Below are 20607 nucleotides of genomic sequence, written 5' to 3' on the forward strand. Positions count from 1 at the left end.
GCCGCGCCGCGTCCGGGGCGTCTCGGCTCAGGCCCGGACGTCGAGCGTGCCCATCATGCCGAGTTCCTCGTGTTCGAGGATGTGGCAATGGTACATCCGCGGCCCCGGGAGATCCTGGCGCAGGCGGATGCGGACCGTTTCGCCGACCGCGACGTTGACGGTGTCCTTCCAGCACCGGATCGCCGGCGTCCGGATCGCACCGGCCTCGGCGATGTCCACGACCTGGAACTGGGTTCCGTGGATGTGGAACGGATGGTCCATGTCCGACCCGTTGACGATGGACCACGACTCGAGCTGGCCGACCTTCGAGACCTCGTCGATGCGCCCCATCGCGAAGCTCCGGCCATTGATCAGGAAGCGCATGCCCATGCCGCCGGGCGGTGTGGACGGGCTGGGCGCGGACCGTGCCGTCGCGCCCATGTCCATACCTGCCATGCCTTCCATGCCGTCCGGACTTCCCATGCCGTCCGGACGTCCCATGCTGGCCATGCCTCCTGTGTCTCGCATGCCCTCCGGGGCCTGCAGGCCCTTCGAGTCTTGCATGCCCTTCAAGTCTTGCATGCCCTCCGGGTGCTGCAGGCCGTGGGAGCCTTCCATGCCACCCCCGCGCGACATGGCTTCCGTGAAGACGAGGCGCCGGGAGACGACCGGCTCGCCGAGCGCTACGACCCGCCTCAGGACCGGCGGCAGGGGCGGGGCGGCGGCGGCCGCTCGTCCCGAGACCCGGGCCGTGAGCAGGACCAGTCCGGCCTCCTTCGGTTCGTCCGGCCCCATCCAGCCCCGCGCATAGGCGCGCGTCGTCAGCCGGGCCTCCCCGGGCCGGTCGAAGGCGACGATGAGTTCCACGCGCTCGCCCGGCACGATCATCACCTCGTCCACCGCAACCGGGGTCTCGACGAGGCCGCCATCGGTGCCGACGAGGAGCATGCGCGCGCCCGCGAAGCCGAGGCGCAGGTACCGGGCATTCGTCGCGTTGACGAGGCGGATGCGGCGCTTCTCGCCCGGCGCCACGGACAGGACCGGGTTCTTCTGTCCGTTGACCAGGACATGGTCGCCGACGCGGCCGTTCATGGCGTCGGCCATGGTGCTCGGGGGCATCGTTCCATCGGCGGCGATGCGCAGATCGGTGAACATCAGGAGGGTGTCGCCGTAGGCGGCCGGAATGGGATCGACCTTCGGCTTGACCAGGAACACGCCCGCGAGGCCGCGATAGACCTGCTCGGCCGTGAAGTTGTGCGGATGCGGATGAAACCAGTAGGTCGCCGCGCTGCCTTCGGGGAGATCGAAGGCGTAGAGGCGCTCGTCGCCCGAGGCGACCGGGTTCATGGGGTTGCCGTCCTGATCGGACGGGACCGGCATCCCGTGCCAGTGGATCGTGGAGGGCTGCCCGGGAATGCCGTTCCGGAACCGGATCGCGATGCGGTCGCCTTCCGTCGCCTCGATCACGGGCTGGACGCCGTCATAGAGCAGGACGGGGGTCGCGAGCCCCTCGGCGTAGCGCACCACGCCCGGGCCCGCCGTGATCGTCGCGCTGAAGCGACCGGGCACGGTCGACTCGTTCGGAAGGCGCGGCAGGTCGCGCAAGGGTTGCCCCTGCGGCAGGACGGGCACCGCCGGCTTCGGGACTGGAGGGGCGCCTTCGCCCGCCATCGTGCCCATGTCGTGCATCATCTGCGCCGAAGCCGATCGGGAGCCGATCAGCCCCGCGAGACTCGCTACGAATGTCCGCCGCCGCATCCTGAACCTTTCGCGCGGTCGTCGAGCCGACCTCCGAGCGGTCTTTATCAGAATATCTCCCAGTAGCGCCATCGTGAAATCTGCCGAGACAGGAACTCGAGCAATAGAGACACGATCGACATGCGCCAGTCTTCGTCGCAATAGTTTGGAGCGCTCGATGACGTCGGACGGCAACTGAGGCGCGTCGGTGCCACGCAGACGGATCGCCACAAGTCGTCGGCGCGTCGTCGATGGGTCGTGCCGCCCCGGACACCATGCGTCACCGGACTCATGCGGGGGCGAACGCGCCTTTCACGGCGCGAGGACCTGCGACCGCGACGCAGGACGCGACGGATGCCGTCGATTTCGGAAACGGATCTTCTCGCCGTCACGATAGAGGACGCGCGGCGCGCGGCCCCTGCGAGCGGGTCTCAGCAGCGCGGATGAACCCGGCGCGATCCCGGACCTCGCGACCCGGCGTCGAGAGGCCGCGCGGCCCTAGCCGCCCGCGACGACGACGAGGCGCTGGACCTCGCCGCGCAGGTAGGCCTGCAGGAACCTGTCGTAGTCCCGGAAGGAGACGCAGCCGTTCGAGGCGCCGCTCGCGCCCAGCATGTAGGTGTGGGCGAGGAGACCGACCCGGCCGTGGATGGTCTCGGGGCCGCCGACGGGGGTGAGACGCAGGGCGCGCACGCCGTGGAACGGCTGCTCGCGCTCGCGGATGTCGTAGGTGCCGAGGGGCGTCGGCCCCTTCATCCGCACGTGCACGTGGCCGGGATTGTCCATGCTCTCCCCCAGCCCCGAATGCGCCTCGAGCTTCTCCCCGTTCGGCAGGGTCACGACCCTGGCGCGGATGTCGTAGACCGCGACGCCGCCGGTCGGGCTGGTCGGCACGGCGCTGAGGGCGCGCCGGAAGACGTTGTCGACCGGTTTCGTCTCCAGGGCCGCGTAGGCGAGCCGCGGCGGCTCGGGGCTCTCGACCCCGAACAGCTTCTCGATGAAGGAGCGGTTGTCCTCCGGCGGCGGTGCCACCGCACCGGCGGTCCGGGCGGGCGCCGTGCGCGCCGCCCGTGCGGCGAGGCGCCCGGCGCGGAATTCCGGGGGCCGCGGCACCGGCAGCGGCACCCAGCGTGCCACCAGGGTAGGCGGTGCGGCCGGCATCTCCGCCGCGGTCGTGGCTGCGGTCTCGAGCGTGGTCTCTGGCGTGATCTCAGGAGTGGTCTTGGCGGCGGGCGCCGCGGCCTCGGCGACGCTCCCGGGGGAGGGGTCGCTCGACGCCGCGGGTACCGGGTCGTCGGATCGCAGGCCGGCGACCGCGGAGGCGGGGGACGCGTCGGGACCGTCGGGTGCCGGCACCGTATGGACCATCGGCGTCACACGGGTGGGGCTCTCGGCCGGCGCATGGGACCAGGCGACGAACCCCGCCGCACCGCCACCGAGGAGGAGGGCCGCGATCCCGAGGCCGCGGGCGGCACGCCCCGGTCCGACCGACAGGGAACGCTCGGCAGCTTCAGCCATGGTCGATCCATCCCCTGCATGGGCCGGCGCGCGTGCCGGGCCTTCGTTCCGCGTCCGTCCGGGCGCGGGTGACGGGCGCGAGACCGCGCTGTCCGTCACGGGGCTATCCGACCCGTTCGGCTCGGCGTTTCTGAGGCAGGATTGTGCCGAAACTGGACAACGTCTTGTGGACTGGAACGCTCTACTGATGGGATCTGCTCGACGGCAGGCGCGAGACTATCGAACCCGTGTCGCCACATTTCCGTCTGGACCGCGATTGTCTGCGCGGTTCGTCGCGTGTCGCGCCGGGATCCGAATCGGCCCGGCGGGTGGCCGCGCGGACGGCTGGTGAGACGGGCCGCGGGCTCTGACCCGGGCCCTGAGGCACGAACGCCACACCCGCCGCCAAACATCGCGTGGTCCCGGCAAATCCCGCACCGCCGGACGCCGGTGCCTTGCCGCCAGCGCAATTGCCGGTGACGCAGGCCGAAACGCGGAGCCCCCGGGCTCCGCGCCCGCTCCCATTCGGAACCTGACATCGATGCCGCGTTCGCTCCTGTCGACAGTCGCCGTCCTCGCGCTCGCCGCCAGCCTCGGCGCCTGCGCCTCGCAGCGCCTCGAGGGGCCCAGCCGCAGCCGGATCGCCCCCGGCCCCCAGGCGGCCCTGGAGCCGGTCGTCCCCGCCATGCCGTCCGGCCCGGTCACCTCGGAGCCGCTGGCCCCGCCGCCGGGCGCCACCGCGGCCCCGGCCGACCTGCCGCCTCCGGTGGGCGTCAACGTCGCCGTCGCCCCGTCGACCCCGGTCATCGCCCCGGAGGCGCCCCCCGTCGCCCCGGCCCCGCCGCCGGTGGTGGCGAGCGGCCGCTCGTCCGTCGTTGGGTCCTGGAATGCCAAGGACGCCACCGGCGCGAGCTGCAAGGTCTCCCTGTCGAGCGCCCCGGCCCTGGACCTCTACAAGGCCAGCGCCTCCGGCTGCCCGAACAAGGACCTCTCCAAGGTCACGGCCTGGGACTACCGCGACGGCGAGGTCTACCTCTACCAGCCCGGCGGGACCGTCGCGGCCCGGCTGCGCCAGGGCGGCGGGGCTCTCGATGGTGCGCTGTCGAAATCCGGCGCGTCGCTCGCGATGGTGCGCTGAGAACGGCGCGACCTCGACACGACCCTCTTGGTATACCGCGAGCGGACATCGGGTCTGCGCCTCACGGATTGACGCGCAGCCCGAGCAGGAACGTGTTGGCGTGGAAGCTCGAACCGGCCGAGGTGCTGTCGAGGCGCTGGTAGATGTAGCTTCCCCGCATCGCCAGCCAGCGGTTGAAGCGATAGTCGATCCGCGCCGTCGCCGAGAATCCGCGCTCGGTGATGTTCACCCGGTCATAGTCGTTCGACAGGTAGCTGATGCCGCCGGTCAGCGAGAGATTGCGCAGCAGGTCGTGCTGAACTTCCAGCGTCGCGGTCTGTGTCAGGACACCGCTCGATCCGGGCACCGACGTCTCGATCACCCCCGTCGCACCATTCAGCCGGACCGTGGTGAGCGGGCTCGCGCTCCAGATCAACGCCGCCGTGATGACGGGCGCCGTCAGATCGCGCAGAGCCGGGTCGACGTAGCTGCGGTGCTGAAGACCCGCCGAGATTTCGCCGGTGACGAAGCGCGTCAGCGCAAAGGTCGCGCCACCCGAGAGCGTGATGCCATCGGAATCGCGTCGTATTCCCGATGAGTCGACGCGCAGATCGTAGACGCGCGTGTCGGCTAGGACATCGACGAAGGGCGTGATGACGGGCGAGATCTCGTATCCGGCCCGAAGTTGCAGGCCATACTGGTTCAGGTTGCGATCGCTCTGGCGCAGGATGGTGCCATCGGAGAGTTGCGCATCCTCGAACTCGGAGCGGTCGAGCAATCCCCGCAGCGACACCTGGACCCGGTTGAAGCGCTCTGTGACGCCGATCGTCGTGCCATAGCTCGCGATCAGCGGCCGGGTTGCCGTGGCGGCCGCCAGGTCCGGCGTGCCAGTGCGTTGTGTTTCCAGGAGAAATCGGCCTTCGACATCGATCCGGGTATCGCGGTTCGCGTCGATCCGCAGCCGGGTCACGCCCGCTCCGTTGGGACGACTGGCCCCCTGATTGTCCAGATAATCGACGTAGCCGCCCCGCAAATCACCGGTGAGCTCGCTCGACGACCAGTCGCTTCGAAAGCTCAATTCGCCGTCCGTCCGCAGCGCCAGCGACGGCTTGGCCAGCCGATTGGTGATCTGGTCGGGGTTGGTGTCGTAGCCAATGCTCTGCTGGATCGCAGGCAGGATCGTGAAGGTCCCGACCTTGATCCCGAGCGGGGCGTAGGCCTCGTCGATCGTGATCGGACGCCGCAGCGCCGTCGAGAGAAAGAAGCCCGGCGTCTGGACGCCGGCAAGCGGCAGCACCGTCGGCAGCGGGACGCCGCTCACGGCACTGCGCACCACCGGCGTCAGACGCAGATCGTACGAGGGAACTTGCGTGATCGAGCGGACCGGCCGGACCGTGGCGTTCCCGAAGCGCCGGGGCGGGATCGCCCGCAGCCGCAGAAGATTCGTGAGCCCGCGGTTGTTGGGTCCATTCGTTCCGCCGGAGGCGAGGGCGCTGCCGGATCGGCTGCCGGCCAGGGCACGCGTGGCCAGCCCTCCGTTGCCGGCCGTCTCTCCGCCGGTCGCAGTGCCGTTGCTGTTCAGGACGCCGCTGCCCGAGACGGCGCTGCCTCGCAGGCCCGCGCTCAGCGGCTGGACATCGCCCACGGCCGGCGTTCCGAGGGCATTATCCGGGGCACCGGATGGGAGGGCCTGAGCCTCGGCGTAGGACGGGAGCGTGAGAGCCGCGATCAGAGCAAAGCCGCGAAGGCCTTGGCTGCGCCATCCTGCAATCGGCCCTGCGCGTGTCACGGATCGACGTCTTTCCGCTGACCTGAACGCCGATATCGGCGCTTCGAGACATGGACCGCCTGCGGATGCGCGAGGCGGACGACGCCAGGATCACCTCCCAACGGAAGACGCCCCGACCTCATGGTTAACAGGCCTACAACCGGCACGGTTAATGGGGCGTCAACGGTGCCGGATGATATCTGGATGGGCGGGGGAGTCGCCATCCGACCACAATCGGTCTTCATAGGCAGACGACCGTGGCGGCTCATGCGCACGCGATCTTACCAGAAGGATACGGGCCGGTATGGCTCCAGCAGACAGCGCCCAGGCCTTGCGCCCCGCCCTCATCCCCTCGGATTCGACGCTCTCGCCGGCCGTCGCGTCTGCCCTGCGGACGATCGAGACGGAACGTGACGGACTTGCCTGCTTGATGGAATCCATCGGCAACGGGCTCGGCGCGGCGTTCACCGATGCGGTGTCGCGCATCGCCCGCGCCAAAGGTCGCGCCATCCTCACGGGCATGGGCAAATCGGGCCATATCGGGCGCAAGATTGCTGCGACACTGGCCTCGACGGGGACGCCCGCGCTGTACGTTCATCCCGCCGAGGCGAGCCACGGCGATCTGGGCATGATCCAGCCCGAGGACGTCGTGGTGGCACTGTCCTGGTCAGGTGAAACGACGGAGCTTGCCGATATCATCGGCTACGCCCGTCGCTACCGCGTCGGCCTGATCGCCATCACGTCCAACAGCACATCGACGCTCGGCCGCGAAGCCGACATCTGCCTGACCCTTCCCAAGGCACGCGAGGCCTGCCCGAACGGTTTGGCGCCCACGACGTCCACGGCAATGCAGCTCGCCCTCGGCGACGCGCTTTCCATTGCGCTCCTCGAAGCGCGCGGGTTCTCCGCCCGGGAATTCAGCATCTACCACCCAGGCGGGCGCCTCGGCGCCTCGCTGCGTCAGGTCCGCGAAGTGATGCATACCGGGTCTCAGCTGCCGGTGGTCCCATGCGGAACTCCGATGCGCGCGGCCATCGCCGAGATCGATGCGAAAGGGTTTGGCTCGGTGGTCGTCGTAGACGCTGATGGATGCCTCGCGGGTATTCTCACGGACGGCGATCTGCGCCGCAACGTCTTCCGCACGGATCTCGATAGTCTCGCGGTCGAGGCGTTGATGAGCGGCAAGCCAAGGACGGTAGCCCCCGAAACCTTGCTGGCAAAGGCTCTGGAAATCCAGGAATCGATGAAGATCACGGCCCTGATCGTCGTCGAGGACGATCGCCCCGTCGGGCTGGTGCACTATCACGATCTGCTCCGCTCGGGCGTCGCCTAAACCCTCAGAGGCGGCGATCGAGCCAGCGCTGAACCGGTTTCCAGCCGGGGATCCACTTGGCTCGCCACCGCGCCGCGTCCTCGGCAGCATCGCGAGCGTCGAGGCTATCGAAGGCCCCGGCGCGCTCCAGCATCTCGGTGGCGACCGCCTGGGGGTCTGGGATCGACCAGCCGAAATGGAATCCCGGCTCCTCTCCGATCGTACTCCCAGGAACGAAGTAGTACCGCGCCTGCGTGCCATTGAGCGCATCCAGCAGCGGAAAGTTGGCGTGAACCGGGGGTGTCCAATTCAAGGCCAGGATCCGACGGTTCGGGGCTGCGAAGACGGCCGTGTGAAACGCCGAACCCGCCGTTCCAAGAACCATTGTCCGCTCCGAAAGCAGTCGAACCAGTTCGGGAAACCGCAGGGTCTCCGGGAAGACGATGTCTACTCCCTGCCGCGCCAGAGCCGCGCACAGCGCATCCTCGTTGCGCAGACGTGAGATCCCCGATCCCAATCTCACTTTCGACAGGTAGATCGGTCGCGTTTCCCGATCGACGGCGGCCGGTTCGTAGAATGCTTCGCCGGTATAGTGCGTCAGCGAGCCGTAGATCGCATGGGTGAAGTCCTGCTCCTTCACGCTCGGCTCCGGAACCAGCAGCTTCGGAATGCGGGTCACGTTCTGGAAGGTGACGAGGTCTTCGACAGTCAGATCGAAGCGGGCGAGAATATCGGCGAGGAACGGTAGCGTCGCCCATTCCGCGTGCAGCGCATCCAGCGGCCCTTCCGCGTAGCAGACGAGACGCGGCTTCGGCCCCATCCAGGAGAGGAGAGGCCAGAGGCGCGCGAAAGTGCCGAGAAGGAAATGGCCGTAATGGGTAATCAGCGGACCGATGAAGAGCATCGGGCGATCGTCCGCCTCATCGACGACGTCCGTGAGCATCGGATTGGCGCCGAATTCGATGATGGTCCCATCAGCATCGCACAGTGCCCAGCTCCCGTCCGGAGTCGCCGGCTGGTATACGGCGTTGGTGACCGTACGCAGCCCTGGAAGTGAATCGCGCTGTTCGGTGCGGCCCCATACGGTGCGACAGCGCTGCAGCTTGGCCCTCACGCGTGGACAAGCCCTTCGAGATGGAATCGCAAGATCTTCATTCCGTTAATTTTGTTTTCGGTGGTGTGTGCGTGAGTGAAAGTGGCAGCGGCTGTGGCAGGAACCAACATTTCCAGCGTGGCCTTTCGGCTGGGTCCAAGGGCACCTATAGTTTCCTCCGCATGTCCACGCCACCTCGCCCCGTCCGTCGCCTCGATCCGATCCTCGTCGACCGTATCGCCGCCGGCGAAGTCGTCGAGCGGCCCGCCTCGGCGGTCAAGGAACTCGTTGAGAACGCCATCGATGCCGGCGCACGCAGCATCGAAGTCACGATCGAAGGAGGCGGACGACGCTTGATCCGTGTGGTCGATGATGGGGCCGGCATGGATGCGGATGATCTAGCGCTTGCAGTTGAGCGGCATGCCACCTCAAAGCTCCCGAGCGGGGATCTTACCTGCATCGAAACGTTGGGCTTTCGCGGCGAGGCCTTGCCCTCGATCGGCGCGGTCGCCCGCCTGACCCTTACCAGCCGTACGGCCGAGGCCGAGACTGGCGTAACCCTCACGGTAGATGCAGGCATCAAGGGCGAGGTCCGCCCAGCACCCAGCGCGCGCGGCACGCGGATCGAGGTTTCCGATCTCTTCGCTGCCACTCCTGCACGGATGAAATTTCTCAAGTCCGACCGGGCCGAAGCCGCAGCAATCGGCGATATCCTGCGCCGGCTCGCAGTCGCGCAGCCCCAAATCCGGCTCGTGCTGCGATCCGAAAGCGGAACTCCGCTGGTTTTCCCGGCCGAGACAGAGATAGGTTCTTCCGCGACGCTCCGCCGGCTGACCGGCGTCTTCGGCGCCGAATTCGGATCGAATTCGCTGGCCCTCGAGATGGCCCGCGAGGGCTTCGGGCTTGCGGGTCATATCGGCCTGCCGAGCTTCCATCGAGGCGCTGCCACCCAGATCCACTTCACAGTCAATGGCCGCCCAGTTCGTGACCGTCTGCTGCTCGGCGCAGTCAGGGGCGCCTATGCCGATACGATGAGTTCCGACCGCCATCCGGTCCTGGCGCTGGCGATCCTGTGCGACCCGGCGCTGGTGGACGTCAACGTACACCCAGCCAAGACCGAAGTTCGCTTTCGCGATCCTGGTCTGGTCCGGAGCCTGATCGTCAGCGCGATCCACGAGACGCTGCGCCAAGCCGGCCTGCGTGGCTCCACTACGGGCACCACCCGTACGCTGGACGCGTTGCGACCAACGGGTCTTGCCGTTCATTCCGGCACCAGTGCCTACCCGATCCCATCGCCGAACCTACCGCGCGCGCTGCCGTCCGTCGCCGCGCCCTATGCCTATCGCCAGGCGGTTCCACGGTCGCCAGCGTTCACAGGTCTGGCCGAGGCTCATCAGGCCCGCTTTGAACACGATTTTGCGCCCCCGGCAGCAGATCTGCGCCCGGCTCCGGAGCCAGTGGAGGAGCAGGATCACCCCCTCGGAGCCGCGCGGGCGCAGCTGCACGAAACCTACATCGTCGCCCAGACAGCCGACGGTCTCGTCCTCGTTGATCAGCATGCCGCGCACGAGCGCCTGGTCTACGAGCGCCTCAAACGCGAACGCGCCCGGGGCGGCATCGCCCGCCAAGGCTTGCTGATTCCGGACGTGGTAGAGCTGGCACCCGGCGAGGCGGAGCGCCTCGTGGCCGCGGCCCCCGATCTCGACCGGCTGGGCCTGACGCTCGAGCCGTTCGGCCCGGGCGCGGTCCTGGTACGGGAGGTGCCGGCCGCTCTAGCCAACGCCTCGATCCGAAACCTCGTCACCGATATCCTCGATGCGCTCAGCCAGAGCGGTCTCGAAGATGAGAGCCCCGACGGCACCGACGAAGGTGCAGGCCCCCTCGGACGCCGCCTGGACGCGATCCTGTCGCGGATGAGTTGTCACGGCTCGATCCGCGCGGGCCGGCGCCTGCGCCCGGAGGAAATGAACGCACTCCTGCGCGAGATGGAAGCGACGCCGCTTGCCGGCACCTGCAACCATGGCCGCCCGACCTTCGTGGAGCTGAAACTCCACGACATCGAGCGGCTCTTCGGACGGCGTTAGGCCGCAGGCAGGTTCGAGGCGGCCTTCAGAGCAGCGTCGAGAGCCTGTTGGCGGGCGTCCGGACCGAGCGCGATGCCCTCGGCGACGATGATCTCCGGATTCGTGATGCCGATGAAGCCCAGGACCACGCGCAGGTAGGTCTCAGCATGCTCCGCCGCCGCGTTCGGTGTTCCGGCTCCATAGAGACCACCGCGGGCAACGGCGACGATGACACGCTTCTGCGGAACAAGGCCCACAGCGCCGCTCTCGGTGTACTTGAAGGTCTGGCCAGCCACGAGGATGCGATCGATCCAGGCCTTGAGCTGCGACGAAATCGTGAAGTTATACAACGGCGCGCCGATCACCACGATGTCGGCGGCGAGGAACTCGGCGAGGACGGTCCGGCCGAGCTCGACATCGTTCTGGATGTCGGGCGTGTTCGTCGCGTTCGGCTGGTGGCCTGCCAGGTAGGCGCCCGAAAGGTGCGGAATCGGGGTGGCGGCGAGATCGCGATGGGTGACATCGAGATCCGGTGCCCCCGCCTTCAAATGCGTGACGATCGCGGCCGAAACCGCGCGGCTGACCGAATGCTCACCCAGAATGCTTCCGTCGACGTGCAGGAGTTTCATCTTCGATTCCCGGTATCAGAAGTGTACCGAGGCGGTATAGAGGACCAGACGCGCTTACGCGCAAGGAGGCACATTCGTGGAACCGGGGCACAACGAGGGAACCGAGACGCGTACACCGCACAACCTGGGCGATTGCCGCGTCGTCGGCACGGTCCTGTCGCGGATCGGCGACAAATGGACCATCCTCGTGGTGATGATGCTGACGGATGGACCGCGGCGCTTCAACGAGTTGAAGCGACTGGTCGGCGGCGTATCCCAGCGGATGCTGACGTTCACGCTGCGGGGTCTCGAGCGCGACGGCCTCGTCTCCCGGACCGTGTATCCCACCGTTCCGCCGCGAGTGGAATATGCACTCACGGATCTCGGACGATCCCTGCAGGATCCCGTCCAGGCCCTGGGAGCTTGGGCATTCTCGAATCTTCCAGCGATCCAGGAAGCGCGCAGTCGCTTCGATGAAGCCTCGCCGACGTGAAATCGGGATGAGAGCTCAAGTCCAGTAAAGAATGCGCGCCTGCGGCAAGCTTCTCCGGATCTCTTCAGTTAAGTCAGTACGCATGCTTTGCATCAGGTCTTGTGGAAACACGTACTTGACGGATCCGAATTTCGTCAGCTTTCGGCTTCGCTCCGTTTCTGTCATCGGCAGATCCGAACCGGGATACCAGCCCTGCAGCACGTTCTTCGAACCAGGCGTGAAGCGGTGGGTGATGAGTTCAAAGGTGAGATCGATGTCCGTCACGCCGGCAAGCGCTCCGGAGACGTCTCGTATCAAGCCGGCATAAGCGTCCTGCCAATCCGGCACGGGTAGGATCGGCGCGATGGTGAGGCCGACCGGATAACCGGCCTCCGCGACGGCCCTGAGAGCCGCCAGACGCGCGTCCAAGCTCGCCGTTCCGCCCTCGTAGCGCGAAGCCGAGCGCACATTGACCGAGAACCGGATGCGGGTCCGTCCGTTATGCGCGAGGCCGAGCAGGGGCTTCACCGCCGCGAACTTGGTGGTGAAACGGAGTTGGACCGGCGCGTCCCACGCGCCGAAACGGGTGATGGCCGCCGAGAGCGAGCCGGTCAGATGTTCGATACCGAGGGGATCGGTATAGCAGGAGGCCTCGAAGGTGGTGCCTTCATGAGCACGATCGGCCTGGGTCGAGGTGATGGCGCCCTGGCCGAGATAGGCGGGCAGGTTGTCGAGAATCGCGTCGAGATTCGCGTAGGCCCGCGTTACGGGGGGGCCGGACAGCGAGCCCGCGAGATAGCAGTACTGGCAATGGGCCGGACAGCCCTCGGCGAGGTCGAAGCGCCAGTCGGCGCTCGGGGGAATCGGCTGAAGCCTGAGCTTGGTCGGCGGTGCGACGACGATGGCGAGGGTCGCCTTGGCCTCGCGATAGGCGATGCGTGAATCTGGATTTCGCAACCCTGTCAGACGGTTGGCCGCCAGGTACTCGACCGGCAGGCCGAGGGCTTCGGCGCGGGCTGCCATCGCGCGGCCATGCGCATGCTCCAGGGCCGCCGGGGTGACCAGGACGCGACGCGGGCGCCAGAGGCGGGACGGACGCGGGCCGGGGGAGGGCGCGGACGCGACCGGATCGATGTGCGGGGTGTCGGTTCGGGGTTCGGCGAGGACCATGACATTGGAACGCGCCCGGGCGTCGTGGAGGTCCGCCGCGCGCGCCTGGGTCGCGCCCGTACACCAGGAGGGTCGTGACGAGGTCGCGCGTCAGGCGGCGTAGCGCGCGTAGGCGAGGGCAGTATCGCCGTAGACCCGGCGCTCGAGCTCGGTGAATCCCGGCGGCAGGGCGACATGGACGTCCGCGGATTCCTCGATGACCGCGAGGGCACCGGGGGCGAGCCAGCCGCCGGTCGCCGCGCTGGCCAGGGCCGCCGGGGCGAGATCGCGGTTGTAGGGCGGGTCGCAGAACACGAGGGTGAAGGTGCCGCTGGTGCCGGCCGGGCCGAGCCGGGTGGCGTCGCGCCGGAACAGGCGGGTCGCCCCTTCGGCGCCGAAAGATTCGATGTTCTCGCGAATCAGTGCCCGGGCCTCGGCGCCCTCATCGACCAGGAGGGCATAGGCCGCACCGCGGGACAGGGCCTCGAAGCTGAGGGCGCCGGTGCCGGCGAACAGGTCGAGGACCCGGGCCCCGACGACCGCGTCGTCATAGGCGTGCGCGAGGACGTTGAAGATCGCCTCGCGGAGCCGGTCCGAGGTGGGCCGGATCGCGTCGGTCTTCGGCGTGGCCAGGCGGCGACCGCGGTGATCGCCGCCGACGATCCTCACCGTCCGCCACCGCGGGGCGGACGGGCGCCACCGCCGGGCTTGCCACCGCCGGGCTTGCCACCGCCGGGCTTGCCACCGCCGGGCTTGCCGCCACCGGAGCCGCCGCGGCTGAAGCCACCCGGCTTGCCACCGGGCTTACCGGACCCGCCGGGCTTGCTGAAGCCGCCCGGCTTGCCGAAACCACCCGGCTTGCCGCCGGCCTTGAAGCCGCCGCCGGGCTTGCCGGCGCCCTTGAAGCCGCTGCGCTCGCCGTCCTGACGGGCCGCACCGCCCTTGAAGCCGCCACGATCACCGCGATCCCCACGATCGCCGCGGTCAGCGCCGGGGCGGTCGTTGCCCCGGAAGCCACTGGGCTTGTCACCCTGGAATCCGCTCGGCTTGTCACCCCGGAAGCCGCTCGGCTTGTCGCCCCGGAAGCCGTCCCGGCGGTCGTCGCGGGCGGGTGCGCCGCGGGAGGCCGGACGGGCACCGCGGTCGTCACCGCCCTCGTTGCGATGCGCGTTGCTGCGGAAGGGACCCCGCGGACGGTCCTCGCTGCCGCGCGGCGGACCGCGGCGCTCGGCCCCGTCCTGCGAACGGAGGTTTCCGCGCGGGCGGTCGTCGTCCCGGCGCGGCGGCCGGCCTTCGCCGCCGAAGCCGCGGGCAGGCCGATCTCCGGCGGGGCGGGCTCCGAAGGCACGCTCGCCGGAAGCACGCGCACCGGAGGCACGATCGTCGGGTTGCCGGAAAGGGCGAGCCTGGGACTCGGCGCGGGGGAAGCGGCCTTCGCGGGGGGCGTCCTCGTCCCCGCGACGACGCACGGCGCTGTCGCGGCGATGCGGCTCGGCGGCGGGCTCCTGCGGGCTCGACTTCAGGCGCTCCACCAGGACGCGGCGCTCGCCGGTGCTGATGGCGCCGACGCGCTCGCGGCCCCGGGAGGCGGCGGCTTCACGCTCGGCCTTCGGATCGGCTCCCCGGCGCGGGATCTTGACCCGGCGCGGCGCGTCCTCGGCACGGGCCTCGTCCTCGGCGCGCCAGACGGAGCGGCGCGGACCGGCGCTGTTGCCGCCGGTGGGGACCCGGACGGGCTTAACCGGTGCCATCGGACGGCCACCGCCGCGCGGCGCCTCGTCGTCGTAGCCCCGCGGCTCGCGGCGCTGGGCCGCCGAGGCGCTGCGGGCGGGCTGCTTGGCCTGCTGCTTCGGCGAGCCGAAGGGCGCAATCGGCTCGCGCACCGGGCTCTCGAAATCGACGGCGGCCTGCTCCGAGAGGGCCGGGCCGAGCTGCTCCTTGAGCACCTTCGTGCGGATCTCCTCGGTCAGGCCCGCCTCGAGGTCACCGAGCTGGAACGGTCCGAAGGAGAGCCGAATCAGCCGGTTCACCGCCAGCCCGAGATGCTCGAGGATGCGCTTGACCTCGCGATTCTTGCCCTCGCGCAGGCCGAGCGTCAGCCAGAGGTTGTCGCCGGAGGCCCGGTCGAGGCTCGCTTCCACCGGGCCGTAATCCATGCCGTCGATGGTGACGCCGCGGCGCAGCTTGTCGAGCTCGGCCTGGGTGGTGTCGCCGTGGGCGCGTACGCGGTAGCGGCGCAGCCAGCCGGTATCCGGATGGGCGATGACCTTGGCGAGGCCGCCGTCGTTGGTGAGAAGCAGCAGCCCCTCGGTGTTGATATCGAGGCGGCCGATGGCGACGACCCGGGGCAGGTCCTCGGGCAGGTTCTCGAAGACGGTCTGGCGCCCCTCGGGGTCGCGCGCCGTGGTCACGAGGCCGCGGGGCTTGTGGTAGATCCACAGGCGCGTGCGCTCGCGGGCCGGCAGCGGCTCGCCGTCGACGGTGATGCGGTCGTCGGGCGTCACGTTCATGGCGGGCGAGGTCAGCACCTTGCCGTTGAGGGTGACGCGGCCCTGTTCGATCATGGCCTCCGCGTCCCGGCGCGAGGCGATGCCCGCGCGGGCGATGGCCTTGGCGATGCGGTCGCCCTCGGGCGTGCCCTCGTCGCGGGCCGGACCGGCGGACGCCGCGGCCTCGGGCCTCGGCTGGGAGGGCTTCGCCACGGCGGTCTTGCGGCGCAGGGGCGCGTCGCCGCCGCGGGGCATGGCGGCGTGCCGGACCTTCGGCTTCTCCTCGGCCGAAGGCCCCGGAATACCGGCATCGGTGGCCGGAGCCCAGGGCTCGGCCGGAGCCTTCGGCTCGGAGACGTTGGGGTCGGCAGCCTGCACCGCCTCGGCCGGCTTCGGCTTGGCGCGCTTGGCCGCGGGCTCGGACGCCGGTTTGGCGGTGGACAGGTCCGGCTCGGACGCGGGCGCCTTGGTCTCGGCGGCGACAGCCTCGGCCGGCGCGGCGTCGGCCGCCTTGGCCTTGGACGCCCTCGCCGGATTGGGCTTCGCTCCCACCGACTCCGTCACCGCGCGCGCGGCCGCGGGGGCCGCCTTCGACGCTTCCTTAGAGGCTTCCTCGGAGCTGTCCTGGGGGGTCCGGGCCGGAGCCGCCGTGGCCTTCGCGGATGCCGGCTTCACAGCTTCGACGGACTCGGCTTTCGGCGAGGATTTGGCCGGCGGGGACTTGGCAGGCGTAGATTTGGCCGGCGGGGACTTGGCCGGCATAGATTTGGCAGCCTCTGACGAGACCGGCTCGACCTTGGCCGTCTCCGACTTTGCCTTGGCGGAAGCCGCCTTCGCGGCCGTGGCCTTCACGGGCTCCGCGGCCGCGGGCGTCTTCTCGGACGAGGCCGGCTTCGCAGACTTCCCCTTCGGTGCCTTCGCGTCAGTGGGCTGAACGTCCGACGCCGTCGCGCGCGACGTCTTCGCCTCGGCAGGGCCAGACTCGGCACCACCGGACTTGGCACCGCCCGACTTCATAGGGTCAGCGTCGGCAGAACCGGCCTTGCCCGCCTTCGTGGGCCGGCTCGCGGTCGCCGCGACCGCGTCTGCGGCGGGCGCGCGGGTCTTCGGTGCCCCAGTCTTGGTTCCCGCAGACTTGGGGCCCGCAGTCTTGGATCCCGCAATCTTGGGTTCGCCAGTCTCGGGTGCCGCGGTCTTGCGCGACGCGGCCACGGTGTTGGTCGCTGGCTTTGTCGAGGCCTTGGGCTTCGAACGGGAGGTCTTGGCAGGCGCGTCCTCAGACTTGCCCATGGTGTCGTCAGTCTTGTCGGTCATGCCTGCCCCATAACAGAGCGGACGCCGTGTTGCGAGTGATCCCGCGCGCAAGGGCCGCGGGTTCGGTGGATGCAGGCCCCGAACACGCGAAAAGGCGGCTTGCGCCGCCTTTCCGAGATTGTCGCGCCCGGATCGACGCTCCGGGGTCGAGAGGCTTAGAGCTTGCTCTTGACCGCGTCGGCGGCGTTCTTGACGCCATCCTTGGCGTCGCCAACCGTCTTTTGGGTCTCGCCCTTCAGTTCCTGGGCCTTGCCCTCGGCCTTCAGCTTGTCGTTATCGGTCGCATTGCCGATGCCCTGCTTGACGTTGCCGACGGCCTCGTTCGCGAGACCCTTGATCTTGTCGGTGGTGCTGCTCATCGTGCGCTCCTCGTCTTCGGGTTGACAGCTCGGTTCTGCTTCAACCAAGCCGTATTGCCGTGTCCAACGGCCACGCCGGGGCGATGTTCCGCCATTTAACATCCTCGTGAACCGGATCCCCCTCACCCAGGGGTCTGCGGCGGGTCGATGAGCACCCACAACGTCTGGATCTTCCCATCGGAGATCGCGGCGACGTCGGTCCCTGTCAGGGTCACGGGACCCTCCTCCCGCCCAGCCTGCCAGCGCAGGGCCGCCAGCCCGTGATGCCCCGTCGCCGTTCCGACCGGCGTGAACCGGAAGCCCGGTCCGAATTGCTCCAGGAGCCGGCCGGCGAGGTCCGCGATCGCGACGCGTCCCTGTACGGAACCAGCGGGGTCGTACAGGACGGCATCCTCCCGGTAGAGCGCGTCCACCGCCGCGCGACGCGCATGCGGCGCGCGGTCGTTGAACACGCGCTCCAGGTTGGCGCGCAGCAGGGCGTCGACATCCGGCGCTTCCCCCTGCGGCGGGGTCTCGGGACTTTCGGGCATCAGGGCTGGTCCTCTCACGGGATCGAGACAGCGAGGGTGATCGGCACACGCGCGTCGCCGACCTGCACGGCGGTGCCCCCCGCGCGCATGGTCTCGCGCGAACGTGGCCTTCCGCAAGACCCGGCCGTGCTGGCGTCGGGCCGTCAGACGAGGCGGGCACCGCCGTCGACGTGCAGCGTCTCGCCATTCATGAAGCTGTTGCGCATCTGGAAGACGACCGCCGCCCCCGCCTCGTCCGCCGTGCCGAGGCGTCCCTGCGGCAGGCGCTCGGACAGGGCCGCGCCGTAGGCGTCGCGATGGGCCCCGCGAATCCGCGCCAGGAGCGGCGCATTGATCGGCCCGGGCGCGAGCGTGTTGAGGCGCAGGGGCGCCAGTTCCAGCGCGAATCCCCGGGCGAAGGCCCCCATGGAAGCGGAGGCCGCCGCCAGCACGGCGGTGCCCTGGGGGCTGGGCCAGTCGGCCAGGGCACGGGAAATGAGGGTGTCTTCCGTACGCCGGCGCCGTCGGACCCCGTCGTGGCGGAGCATGCGGCGCGCGCTGCCGGAGAGCGCGCGCCCGCGCGGGCCTCTCGCCGGGGGCAGGCCATTGCGGATCGGCGGCGCGACGGCCAAGGAACGGGCACCGATCGTCAGGATTCCACCCGATGCCCGAGACCGACCCGCCCGCCACCGACCCCTTGAGCCTCGCCTTTGCGGCGGCGCGTCGGGCGGCGTCCGAGGGGGAGGTCCCGGTGGGCGCGGCGGTGGTGAAGGATGGGGTGGTCGTGTCGGTCGCCCACAATCGCCCGCGGGCCCTTCGGGATCCGACCGCCCATGCGGAGATCCTGGCGATCCGGGCCGCCTGCCAGGCGCTGGACGACGAGCGCCTCAGCGGCTGCGACCTCTACGTCACCCTGGAACCCTGCGCGATGTGTGCGGCCGCGATTGCCTTCGCGCGGATCCGGCGCCTGTACTTCTCGGCCGCGGACCCGAAGGGCGGCGCCGTGGAGAACGGTCCGCGCTTCTTCAATCAGCCGACCTGCCACCACAGCCCGGAGGTCTATGGCGGCCTGCGGGAAGGGGAGGCCGCCGACCTGTTGCGGGCCTTCTTCGCCGAGCGTCGCGTGCCCTGAGGGCTCAGCTCCCGCCGCCGCCGCCGCCCGTATCGGCGATCGGCTTCTAGTTCTGCCCGGCACTGCCGGAGGCCCTGGAAGTGTTCGCGGCGCAGGAGGCACCCGTGGCCCCGGGTGCGACGGTGCCGATCGCGCCCGGACCGCCCTTGTCGAGGCCGCCGAGCTTGACCACCGCTGCGCCCGCCAACCCGGGCGCCGTCATGCGTGGCAGGCCGGGCTGCTTGATCTCGGCGGGGGCGTTGCCCTGGGCGAGCGCCGGGGCGCCGGCCAGGACACCCGCGACGCGGAGGCTGCTGGCACAGACCCGCGTGCGCGTGGTGGGGATGCTCCGCATGCGGTCCTTCCGGGGATGGGCGTGACAGGGTCAGTGCCAGACCCACACGGACCATCCCCGGCGGTTTGAGGCGTTGCCGGCAGGCAATCGCAGACGATCAGGCTGCCGCCAAAGGTTTCGAGACGTCTTCCAGGGACTTGCCCTCGGCCGCGGTGCCGAAGAGCCCGCCGACCACCGCCGCCACCGCCATCAGGACGGCGCCGACGAGGTAGCCGATCAGCACGTTGTCCCGCGAGCCCGTCTCCACCAGGGCGCCGAACAGCAGCGGACCGGAGACGCCGCCGATGCCGGTGCCGAGCGCGTAGAACACCGCGATGGCCAGGGCCCGGATCTCCAGGGGGAAGGTCTCCGCCACGGTGAGGTAGGCGGCGCTCGCGGCGGCGGAGGCGAAGAAGAACACCACCATCCAGGCCGCCGTCTGGCCCACGGGACCGAAGACGTCGATCTTGAACAGGTAGCCGGTGATCGCCAGCAGGATCGCCGAGATGCCGTAGGTGAAGGCGATCATCGGCCGGCGGCCCACGGTGTCGAACAGGCGCCCGAGGAGCAGCGGCCCGAGGAAGGAACCGAGCGCGAACGGCAGCAGGTACCAGCCGACGTGGTCGCCGGGCACGTTGTAGAACCGCTGCAGCACCAGGGCGTAGGTGAAGAACAGCGCGTTGTAGAAGAACGCCTGCGCCACCATCAGGGCGAGGCCCACCAGGGTCTGCTTGCGGTGGCCGACCAGCATGGTGCCGAACACCTCCTTGAGGGGGGTGTGGCTGCGGGTCCTGAGCTTCATGCGCTTCTGCGCGTCGATGGGCGGCAGGGTGTGGCCCTCGTCGGTGAAGCGCTTCTCGATGCCGCTGACGACCCGGTCGGCCTCGGCGACGTAGCCGTGGGTGGCGAGCCAGCGCGGGCTCTCGGGAATCCAGGTCCGCAGGAGCAGGATGACGAGGCCGATGCCGCCGCCGACGAAGAAGGCGATGCGCCAGCCCCAGGCCGGGTCGATCATGCCGGGGCGCAGCACCACGATAGAGAGGAACGAGCCCAACGCGGCCCCGATCCAGAACGAGCCGTTGATGACGAGGTCGGTCCAGCCCCGCACGCGGGCCGGCACGAGTTCCTGGATCGTCGAGTTGATGGCGGTGTATTCGCCGCCGATCCCCGCCCCCGTGAGGAAGCGGAACAGGCAGAAGCTGTAGATATTCCACGACAGGCCCGTGGCGGCGGTGGCGGCGAGGTAGAGCGCCAGGGTGATGAAGAACAGCTTCTTGCGGCCGATGCGGTCGGTGAGCCAGCCGAAGCCGAGTGCCCCCGTGACGGCGCCGACGAGGTAGGAGCTTGCCGCGAGGCCGATGTCGAACTCGGTGAAGCTCATGGGCTCGGCGCGCAGCGCCCCCACCAGGGAGCCCGCGAGGGTGACCTCGAGGCCGTCGAGCACCCAGGTGATGCCGAGGGCCACGATGACGAGGACGTGGAAGCGCCCCCAGGGCAGGCGGTCGAGCCGAGCGGAGATGTCGGTGTCGATCACGGTCCCCATCGGGACCCGCTCCGGCGCCGGTCCCGCGCTCGCGCTGCCCCGGTCCGCCACGGCCTTGGTTGCCATCGAATCCTCATTAACCGTGCTGCACGACAGTTGTTGGCAATCCGGCCCGGGGCCCGGCGGTTCCGCCAAGCTTCGCGCAAAGGTTAA

The 20607-nt window shown here is 69.5% G+C and carries 19 protein-coding genes; 6 read left to right on the forward strand and 13 right to left on the reverse strand.

The features are described from left to right. Positions 1-27 precede the first annotated feature (27 nt). Together ASF58_RS13375 and ASF58_RS13380 are read right to left on the reverse strand one after the other, a co-directional pair. On the reverse strand, positions 28-1737 hold the full coding sequence (locus tag ASF58_RS13375) for a multicopper oxidase family protein (RefSeq protein WP_055952815.1): 1710 nt from the start codon (positions 1735-1737) through the stop codon (positions 28-30). Positions 1738-2214: 477 nt separating this feature from the next. After that, the gene (locus tag ASF58_RS13380; RefSeq protein ID WP_082513048.1) at positions 2215-3234 is read right to left on the reverse strand and encodes a DUF2778 domain-containing protein; all 1020 of its coding nucleotides are present in this window, start codon (positions 3232-3234) and stop codon (positions 2215-2217) included. 520 nt (positions 3235-3754) lie between these two features. Between ASF58_RS13380 and ASF58_RS13385 the strand changes: the two genes are divergently transcribed. Further along, positions 3755-4351 carry an AprI/Inh family metalloprotease inhibitor gene (locus ASF58_RS13385; RefSeq protein WP_055952817.1) on the forward strand — a complete coding sequence of 199 codons (597 nt, stop codon included), beginning with the start codon at positions 3755-3757 and terminating at the stop codon, positions 4349-4351. 61 nt (positions 4352-4412) lie between these two features. On the opposite strand, the gene ASF58_RS13390 is transcribed toward ASF58_RS13385, so the two are convergent. Further along, entirely contained in the window at positions 4413-6119 is a 1707-nt protein-coding gene (locus ASF58_RS13390) for an outer membrane beta-barrel protein (RefSeq protein ID WP_082513049.1), read from the reverse strand. Between the two features lie 283 nt (positions 6120-6402). Here ASF58_RS13390 and ASF58_RS13395 point away from each other — a divergent pair, with 283 nt between their 5' ends. Further along, positions 6403-7431 carry a KpsF/GutQ family sugar-phosphate isomerase gene (locus ASF58_RS13395; protein ID WP_055952819.1) on the forward strand — a complete coding sequence of 343 codons (1029 nt, stop codon included), beginning with the start codon at positions 6403-6405 and terminating at the stop codon, positions 7429-7431. A 4-nt stretch (positions 7432-7435) separates the two neighbouring features. Here the strand turns inward: ASF58_RS13395 and ASF58_RS13400 are convergent, their stop codons facing one another. Next, positions 7436-8524 (reverse strand): glycosyltransferase family 61 protein, encoded by a 1089-nt coding sequence (locus ASF58_RS13400; RefSeq protein ID WP_156375663.1) that lies wholly within the window; start codon positions 8522-8524, stop codon positions 7436-7438. Positions 8525-8685: 161 nt separating this feature from the next. Between ASF58_RS13400 and mutL the strand changes: the two genes are divergently transcribed. Continuing rightward, positions 8686-10587: a DNA mismatch repair endonuclease MutL gene (gene mutL / locus ASF58_RS13405; protein ID WP_055952824.1), complete on the forward strand. Its 1902-nt coding sequence runs from the start codon at positions 8686-8688 to the stop codon at positions 10585-10587. Here the strand turns inward: mutL and ASF58_RS13410 are convergent. Then, the gene (locus tag ASF58_RS13410) at positions 10584-11195 is read right to left on the reverse strand and encodes an NAD(P)H-dependent oxidoreductase (RefSeq protein WP_055952827.1); all 612 of its coding nucleotides are present in this window, start codon (positions 11193-11195) and stop codon (positions 10584-10586) included. The genes mutL and ASF58_RS13410 overlap by 4 nt on opposite strands. 76 nt (positions 11196-11271) lie before the next feature. On the opposite strand from ASF58_RS13410, the gene ASF58_RS13415 reads away from it, so the two are divergent. After that, positions 11272-11667: a helix-turn-helix domain-containing protein gene (locus ASF58_RS13415; protein ID WP_055952830.1), complete on the forward strand. Its 396-nt coding sequence runs from the start codon at positions 11272-11274 to the stop codon at positions 11665-11667. 15 nt (positions 11668-11682) lie between these two features. Here ASF58_RS13415 and ASF58_RS13420 read toward each other — a convergent pair whose 3' ends face one another. The 3 genes from ASF58_RS13420 to ASF58_RS13430 all read right to left on the reverse strand — a co-directional run bounded on the left by ASF58_RS13420 (position 11683) and on the right by ASF58_RS13430 (position 15959). Next, positions 11683-12669: a spore photoproduct lyase family protein gene (locus tag ASF58_RS13420; RefSeq protein WP_244477313.1), complete on the reverse strand. Its 987-nt coding sequence runs from the start codon at positions 12667-12669 to the stop codon at positions 11683-11685. A gap of 237 nt (positions 12670-12906) precedes the next feature. Next, positions 12907-13464 (reverse strand): 16S rRNA (guanine(966)-N(2))-methyltransferase RsmD, encoded by a 558-nt coding sequence (rsmD, locus tag ASF58_RS13425; RefSeq protein WP_055952833.1) that lies wholly within the window; start codon positions 13462-13464, stop codon positions 12907-12909. Continuing rightward, positions 13461-15959, reverse strand: coding sequence for a pseudouridine synthase (locus ASF58_RS13430; protein ID WP_244477314.1), 2499 nt, complete (start codon positions 15957-15959; stop codon positions 13461-13463). The genes rsmD and ASF58_RS13430 overlap by 4 nt, the downstream gene beginning before the upstream one ends. Before the next feature lie 91 nt (positions 15960-16050). On the opposite strand from ASF58_RS13430, the gene ASF58_RS25845 reads away from it, so the two are divergent. Beyond that, complete coding sequence (locus ASF58_RS25845) at positions 16051-16218, forward strand: hypothetical protein (RefSeq protein WP_156375664.1); 168 nt, start codon at positions 16051-16053, stop codon at positions 16216-16218. 535 nt (positions 16219-16753) lie between these two features. On the opposite strand, the gene ASF58_RS13445 is transcribed toward ASF58_RS25845, so the two are convergent. From ASF58_RS13445 to ASF58_RS13455, 3 genes are all read right to left on the reverse strand, one after another. Then, a complete protein-coding gene (locus tag ASF58_RS13445) occupies positions 16754-16957 on the reverse strand; it encodes a CsbD family protein (RefSeq protein WP_055952842.1) in 204 nt (67 codons plus the stop codon). A 122-nt stretch (positions 16958-17079) separates the two neighbouring features. Further along, positions 17080-17487 (reverse strand): nuclear transport factor 2 family protein, encoded by a 408-nt coding sequence (locus ASF58_RS13450; protein WP_055952844.1) that lies wholly within the window; start codon positions 17485-17487, stop codon positions 17080-17082. A 143-nt stretch (positions 17488-17630) separates the two neighbouring features. Beyond that, positions 17631-18014 carry an SDR family oxidoreductase gene (locus ASF58_RS13455; RefSeq protein WP_082513079.1) on the reverse strand — a complete coding sequence of 128 codons (384 nt, stop codon included), beginning with the start codon at positions 18012-18014 and terminating at the stop codon, positions 17631-17633. Positions 18015-18130: 116 nt separating this feature from the next. On the opposite strand from ASF58_RS13455, the gene ASF58_RS13460 reads away from it, so the two are divergent. Next, complete coding sequence (locus ASF58_RS13460) at positions 18131-18598, forward strand: nucleoside deaminase (protein ID WP_055952847.1); 468 nt, start codon at positions 18131-18133, stop codon at positions 18596-18598. A 46-nt stretch (positions 18599-18644) separates the two neighbouring features. Here ASF58_RS13460 and ASF58_RS13465 read toward each other — a convergent pair whose 3' ends face one another. Both ASF58_RS13465 and ASF58_RS13470 read right to left on the reverse strand, forming a co-directional pair. Next, positions 18645-18932 carry a hypothetical protein gene (locus ASF58_RS13465; RefSeq protein ID WP_055952850.1) on the reverse strand — a complete coding sequence of 96 codons (288 nt, stop codon included), beginning with the start codon at positions 18930-18932 and terminating at the stop codon, positions 18645-18647. Positions 18933-19029: 97 nt separating this feature from the next. Continuing rightward, a complete protein-coding gene (locus ASF58_RS13470; RefSeq protein ID WP_055952853.1) occupies positions 19030-20520 on the reverse strand; it encodes an MFS transporter in 1491 nt (496 codons plus the stop codon). Between the last annotated feature and the right edge of the window lie 87 nt (positions 20521-20607).

The sequence above is a fragment of the Methylobacterium sp. Leaf125 genome, from assembly GCF_001423085.1.
Lineage (GTDB): Bacteria > Pseudomonadota > Alphaproteobacteria > Rhizobiales > Beijerinckiaceae > Methylobacterium.